Source organism: Ideonella sp. (assembly GCF_036277275.1).
In the GTDB taxonomy this organism is placed as follows: domain Bacteria; phylum Pseudomonadota; class Gammaproteobacteria; order Burkholderiales; family Burkholderiaceae_C; genus Ideonella.
Window position 1 is genome coordinate 21,408 of record NZ_DASUNH010000019.1, and the last position, 6,483, is coordinate 27,890.

Annotated in this window: 6 protein-coding genes; all 6 read right to left on the reverse strand. The window is 68.0% G+C overall.

What is annotated here, in order from left to right; translation table 11 throughout:
• Positions 1–13 precede the first annotated feature (13 nt).
• Entirely contained in the window at positions 14–2,404 is a 2,391-nt protein-coding gene (locus tag VFY73_RS04125; protein WP_329716646.1) for a heavy metal translocating P-type ATPase, read from the reverse strand.
• A gap of 102 nt (positions 2,405–2,506) precedes the next feature.
• Positions 2,507–3,691: a methionine adenosyltransferase gene (locus tag VFY73_RS04130; protein ID WP_329716647.1), complete on the reverse strand. Its 1,185-nt coding sequence runs from the start codon at positions 3,689–3,691 to the stop codon at positions 2,507–2,509.
• A gap of 24 nt (positions 3,692–3,715) precedes the next feature.
• Entirely contained in the window at positions 3,716–4,087 is a 372-nt protein-coding gene (locus VFY73_RS04135) for a YHS domain-containing protein (protein ID WP_329716648.1), read from the reverse strand.
• A 19-nt stretch (positions 4,088–4,106) separates the two neighbouring features.
• Positions 4,107–4,682 carry a hypothetical protein gene (locus VFY73_RS04140; protein ID WP_329716649.1) on the reverse strand — a complete coding sequence of 192 codons (576 nt, stop codon included), beginning with the start codon at positions 4,680–4,682 and terminating at the stop codon, positions 4,107–4,109.
• On the reverse strand, positions 4,666–5,373 hold the full coding sequence (locus tag VFY73_RS04145; RefSeq protein WP_329716650.1) for a hypothetical protein: 708 nt from the start codon (positions 5,371–5,373) through the stop codon (positions 4,666–4,668). Before VFY73_RS04145 ends, VFY73_RS04140 begins: the two co-directional genes overlap by 17 nt.
• A 43-nt stretch (positions 5,374–5,416) precedes the next feature.
• The coding region (locus VFY73_RS04150; protein ID WP_329716651.1) for a heavy metal translocating P-type ATPase at positions 5,417–6,483 on the reverse strand (1,067 nt) is incomplete at its 5' end.

Sequence of the window (6,483 nt, forward strand, 5' to 3'; positions counted from 1 at the left end):
TTGCCCCCGGATGTCACCGCTGGTCGAGCTTGACGCGTCGCAACAGGGCCGAATTGATGATCACCGACAGAGACGACAGGGCCATCGCCGCGGCGGCAATGATCGGGTTGAGGAATCCAAGCGCGGCGATCGGCACGCCGATGCCGTTGTAGACAAAGGCCCAGAACAGGTTCTGCTTGATCGTGCGCATGGTCGCGCGGGACAGCCGGATGCCGGCCACGACGTCGCGCACGTCGCTGCGCACGAGGATGATGCCGCCGGTTTCCTTCGCCACGTCGGAGCCCGAGCCGATGGCAATGCCGATGTCCGCGGTCGCCAGGGCCGGTGCGTCGTTGACGCCGTCGCCGACCATCGCCACCACCTTCCCGCCGGCCTGCAGGTCCTTGATGGTCTTGGCCTTGTCCGATGGCAGAACGTCGGCGATCACCCGATTGATGCCAAGTGCGCGGCCGATCGCCGCGGCCGTCCGGGCGTTGTCGCCGGTAAGCATCACCACCTCGACCTTCTCTGCGCGCAAGGCCGCGACGGCCTCCTGGGCCTCGGGCTTCAAGGTGTCGGCCACCGCGATCATCGCCGCCAGTTGCTTGCCGACGGCCAATAGCATCACTGTCTTGCCGTCTGCCTCCAATTGCTCCATCGTGGCCTGCACGCCGTCCATCACAACGCCCTCGCGTCCCATCAAGCGCCGGTTGCCCAGCAGGATGAGTCGGCCATCGATGTCACCGCGCACGCCATGGCCCGGAATCGAGTCGAAACCGTGCACGGCGGACAAGGCCAGGCCGCTGTCGCGCGCGCCGCGCACGATGGCTTCGGCCAGCGGATGCTCCGAGCCGGTCTCGAGGCTGGCGGCCAGGCACAGCACCTGTTCCTTGCGCCACCCCCCTTGCGGAACGACATCGGTCACCGTGGGTTCGCCACGGGTCAGCGTGCCGGTCTTGTCGAAAACCACGGTGTCGAGCTTCTGCGCCTTCTCGAGGATCTCGCCGCCGCGGATCAGGATGCCGGCCTGCGCACCACGCCCGACGCCGACCATCAACGCGGCCGGCGTGGCAATGCCGAGTGCGCAGGGGCAGGCGATGATCAGCACCGCGATGAAGGCCAGCAGGCCTTGTGGAAAGTTGCCCGCGAGCCACCAGCCCGCGAAAGACAGGAAAGCCGTGCCCACGATGGCAGGCACGAAATAACGCGTCACCTCGTCGGCAATGCGCTGGATCGGCGCGCTGCTGGCCTGCGCGTCCTCGACCATCTTGATGATCTGGGCGAGCGCCGTGTCGGCGCCGACCCGCGTGGCCTGGAAGCGGAACGAGCCGGTACGGTTCAAGGTGCCGCCGATGACCTTCGCGCCGGGCTGCTTCTCGACCGGCATCGATTCGCCTGTCAGCATCGATTCGTCGACCGACGAGGTACCGTCTTCGACGACACCGTCCGTCGCGATGCGCTGGCCCGGCCGCACGACGACCGTCTCGCCGACCATCACGCCCTCGGCCGGCACCTCCATCTCGACACCGCCGCGCACCACGTGGGCGGTGGCGGGCTTGAGGTCGAGCAGCTTGCGCACGGCCGCCGAGGAGTGCTTCTTGATGATCTCCTCCATGTACTTGCCGAGCAGCACGAAGGCGATGATGACCGCCGAGACCTCGAAGTAGACGTCGCGTTCTTCCACCTTCACCGGCAGCACCGAGGGGAAGAACAACACCGCGACGCTGTAGAGGTAGGCGACGGTGGTGCCCAGCGCGATCAGCAGATCCATGTTGATCGAGCGGTTGCGCAAGGCGTTCCACGAACCCTTGTAGAAGCTCCAGCCGCCGATGAATTGGACAGGGGTAACCAGCAGGAAGAGCCAAACTCCCCAGGTGAACCAGGGCAGGGCGGGAATGGGGACCCAGGTGATGATCGTCGCGCCGGTGGCCAGGGCGATGAAGGCGCCGGCACGCATGATGGCCAGCGCCAGCACGCCCGTCAGCGCGATCGCGACGCGTGCACGCATCGACTTCAGTTCCTTTTCTGGTGCCTCGAACGTGCGCTGGCAGCCAGCGCTGCAGAAGTAGTAGCTGCGGCCCGCGCGGTCGGTGCGCAGAGCGGTCGCCTTGTCGACGACCATGCCGCAGATCGGGTCCTTGGCCTGGCCGTGCGCGCCGCCGCGAAGTGCGGTCTGCATCGGCACTCCCTGGTCGGATCGGGCGGTCGAAGGCGCGCTCACCGCCGATGGGCCCGTGGGGTCGGCTGCGGCTGCCTTGGCGCCGTAGCGGCTTGGGTCTGCCTTGAACTTCTCGAGGCAGTGGGTGGAGCAGAACAGGTAGTCCTTGCCGCCGTGCTGCCAGCGCGCAGCTGCCGTGGTCTCGTCGACGGTCATGCCGCAAACTGGATCGACATTCACCACCATCGCCTCGGCTTGGGTGTTCATCAACCGCTCCTTCGCTCAATCCGTCCGGCGATTCAGGGTAGCGCCTTGCACCTTGGCGCACTTGACCACGATCAAGCGCTCCGTGCAGGCCGAGGCCGGGCGTCAGTAGACGGCCATCTCCTCGTCCAGAATCATCCTGGTCACCTTCGGGACGTCGGCCAGCCACCGGTTCACGATTTCCGCGGCACGCGAATGCTGGATCGAATTCAGCCCACCGGGCGCATGGATCTCGACGCCGGCAAGCTCGGGCTGATCGATCGGCATGCCGATGGCCGACAGCAGCTGCACGCTGACCTGCTCGGCACCCTCGACTTGCGCGTGAATATCGCGGGCCATTAGCGTTGCGAGCACGTTGTAGAGCTTGCCGACGTGTGACACCGGGTTCTTGCCTGCCGCGGCTTCGAGCGACATTGCGCGCCCTGGCGTGATCAGGCCGCTGACGCGGTTGCCGCGCCCGACCTGGCCGTCATCGCCCATCTCGCCACTCAGGCCGGTCACGGTGAGGTACAGGCCCGACTCATCGCCGGCTTGCGGATCATCGAGGCGGTTGATGAGCAGGCGGGCCGGGGCCGCGATGGAGCCTGCCAGGTACTCGTGCATTGCCTTCTTCAGGGCGACATAGTGCGAGACGCTCTGCACGTGGCGGTCGACGAAGGCGAGCGCGAGCGTCAGCGTGATCGTTGCGCCGAGTCTGCAGCCCATGATCTTGAAATCGGCACCCGCGGCGGGGAACAGGCGCAGGAACTCGGCCGAGCGGATCGTCCCCGCGAGACCGAGCACCATGCGTTCGAGCCGGGAGTAGGGCGCGAAGCCGGTGCCGAACGAGGTGTCGTTGGATCGCGGCGCGGCGGATCCTGTCCCGAAGAGCTGCTGCAAGCTGGTGCTGGTGGGGCCGATGTGGGCAGTGATCGCATCGGGCGCTGCCGCGAAACCGATGCGGCTGTGCAGGTGGTGTCGGGCGGCGGCGATCGCGACCGCGCAGGCCTCTTCACCGCCACCGAGCGGCGTCGCACGACCGCAGATGAGGAGCTTCATCGGCTGAATGACGCGGCCGCCGCCGAAGCGTGGCTCGCTGCGGCCCGCGAGCAGCAGCCCCTTGTCGAGGTTGTGGTGCAGCACGCGGCCGGTTTCGCGCAGGTAGCGCCGCGACAGCTCTCGCGACGCGGCCTCGCAGATGCCGTCGGTGAGGGTGTCTGGGTGCCCGACACCCTTGTGCTCGCACATCTCGAAGTTGCGCTGCTCGATCGGCATCGACGACGAAGGTTGAACGTCGATGGTGCGTGCCATGCGGACCTCCTCGTTTCCCCGGGCTCAGCAGCAGCCGCCACCGTGGTGCTTGTGCCGGCGTTCACCATGCGCTGCGGGCTTCGGCCCGGCGTAGGCCTGCGGAGCGGCTTCGAAACGATCGCGGTTCTCGCGCGATTCGAAGTAGTAGGCACGGCCCTGGTAGACCGTCGCGACAGCGGTGGCCGGGTCAACCATGCGTTGGCTGACCGGGTCTGTCGACGGTGATGGTTCGCTGGGCAAGCCGCCTGGCACGTCTTCGCCGCCGCGCTGCGTGGTTCCGTGTGGCGAGCGAGCGCGCCGCCCACCGATGCCGCAGCCCATGCCGCCAAAGCGCATGAACACGATGACAGCCACCAGCATGAGAAGGTAACCCCAGTTCTGTGTCAGCCAGTCCATGGCGTGCTCCTTGAAAGGGTCAGAGTTGCCACCGGAACGTCCGCGCCGCGGCTTCCCCCGGGCGGGCGATCCTCAGCTCGATCGTCGCCGGCCGGGGGGCGGGGCCGTCGAACGCCAGCACCCCTTCACGGTGATGGCCACCTGCAGGCGCCCCGGCCCAACCTGTGGGCTTGAGAATGCGGCCGTCGTCGGTCAACAGACTGGCGCTCTGAACGAGGTCGTCGTCGAGATCGCTGCTGTGGGTGTCGAGCACGACGTCGAACTCCCACCGGCTGCCGGCCGGGCCGGTTGCCTTCGGCGTCACCTTGACGGTGACGCCTTGGTTGATCGACGACTGGGTGGCGGTGGCGTCGGCGGGCGCCTGGGCCTTGGCTGGCAGCGGGGCGGCTGCCAGCGCCATGGCGGCTGCGGCCGCCCACATGGCCATCGTGAGTGCGAGAGTGACCGGTCGTGTCATGAACTGCTCCTTCGAAAGAATCACGCAAGGGCCCGGTTCATCCGGCAGCCCGTTTTCGTGCACGTCGCCCGCGCGGAGTGGCGTCGCGACACCGTGGGCCCGCATCGGCACGCCCCGTGCATCACGGTCGGTGCGCATGGCGGCTCCCGGTGTCCCTGACCACCGATTCGCGCTGCCGCGCCGGGCCCCACCACACCAGCGCCACGGCAGCGCCGATGAGCAGGACCCACGCCGCGAGCCAGAATGGCGCGGCGGGCCGCAACACGAACAGCGATCCGGCCGCCACCGAGCCCAACGCCTGACCCAGGTTGCCCGCGGCGGCCTGCCGCCCGAGCAGGCTCCCGGTCGCTGCCGGCCGTCGCTCGAGCAACTCGTAGGACAGGCCCTGCCCGACCATGCCGATGCCCGTGGCGACGACCGCGATCAACAGGCCCAGTGAGCCTGCATCGGGCACCAGCGACGCGAGGGCCAGCGCCAGGGCCGAGCCGAAGAAGGTGGCAGCCACCCAGCGCGGGTTGATGCGGCGACGCACCGCAGGCAGCAGAAGCATCGACTGCGCTGCCAGCATCGCGAGACTGCAGGTGATGAACATCGCCGCCATCGTGGTGCTCGCCAGGCCCAAGGTCTGGCCGCCGAAGAGCGTGAAGCCGACCTCGAAAGTGCCGACCGCAAAGGCTGCCAACAGGGCAAGCAGCATCGACGCGCGTGTGAAATGCCGGCGATCGATGCCATGCGACGGGATGGCCGGCGCGCCCAGGGCCGTGTCGGGCGCGAGGCACCGGGGTGGCGACACCGGCCGGTCGAATGGCAGGCCTCGCGGGTGTGGCATCTTCAGGTCCATCGTGGCGGTGCCCGTCGTCGCATGTGCTCGATCAGGTAGCCATCGAACTGGCCTGCGCCATGGCGGGTGGCGTGCCCTGAACTGCGCCGGCCCGCCTGATGCCGGTCAATCGGGTGCGCTTGAGCATCAGCGCATTGATGGCCACCAGGGCCGAACTGCCCGACATCGCGATGGCGGCGACCTCGGGGCTGATCGTGAAGGGGTAGAACACCCCGGCGGCCAGCGGGAAGGCGATCACGTTGTAGGCGACGGCCCACCACAGGTTCTGGTGCATCTTGCGCAAGGTGGCGCGCGACAGCTCGATGGCGCCGACCACGTCGAACGGGTCGCTCTTCATCAGCACCACGTCGGCGCTTTCCATCGCCACGTCGGTACCGGCACCGATCGCGAAACCGACATCGGCCTGGGTCAGGGCGGGCGCATCGTTGATGCCATCGCCAACCATGCCCACCTTCTTGCCCTGAGCCTGCAGCTCCTTGACCTTCGCCGCCTTGTCGCCCGGCAGCACATCGGCCAGCACGATGTCGATGCCCAGCTCCTTGGCGATGCGTTCGGCCGTGGCCCGGTTGTCGCCGGTCAGCATGGCCACCTGCACGTTCTTGCCGTGCAACGCCTTGATGGTCTGCGCCGAGGTGGGCCGAACGGCGTCGGCGATGGCGATCAGGCCGATCAGGCGGCCGCCGTGGGCCACGTGCACGACCGTGCGCCCCTGGCCCTGGAGGCTGCGCGAGTGCGCGTCCAGGCCGTTGAGGTCGACGGCGTTGGCATCCATCAACGGCCGGTTGCCCAGCAGCGTGCGCTGGCCGCGCACCACCGCTTCGGTGCCCATGCCGTCGGTGTTCGTGAATGCGCTGACCTGCTCCAGGGGCAGGTTGCCCGCGCGCTTGAGCACGGCCAGGGCGAGGGGATGCTCGGAGAGCTTCTCCACCGAGCCGGCCACGATCAGCATCTCGTCCGTCGTCGTGCCGTTGGCGGTCACCACGTCCACCACCTCGGGCTGGCCCAAGGTCAGCGTGCCGGTCTTGTCGAAGATCACCACGTCGAGCTTGGTGGCGTCTTCCAGCGCGGAAGCGTTCTTGAACAGGATGCCGTTCATGG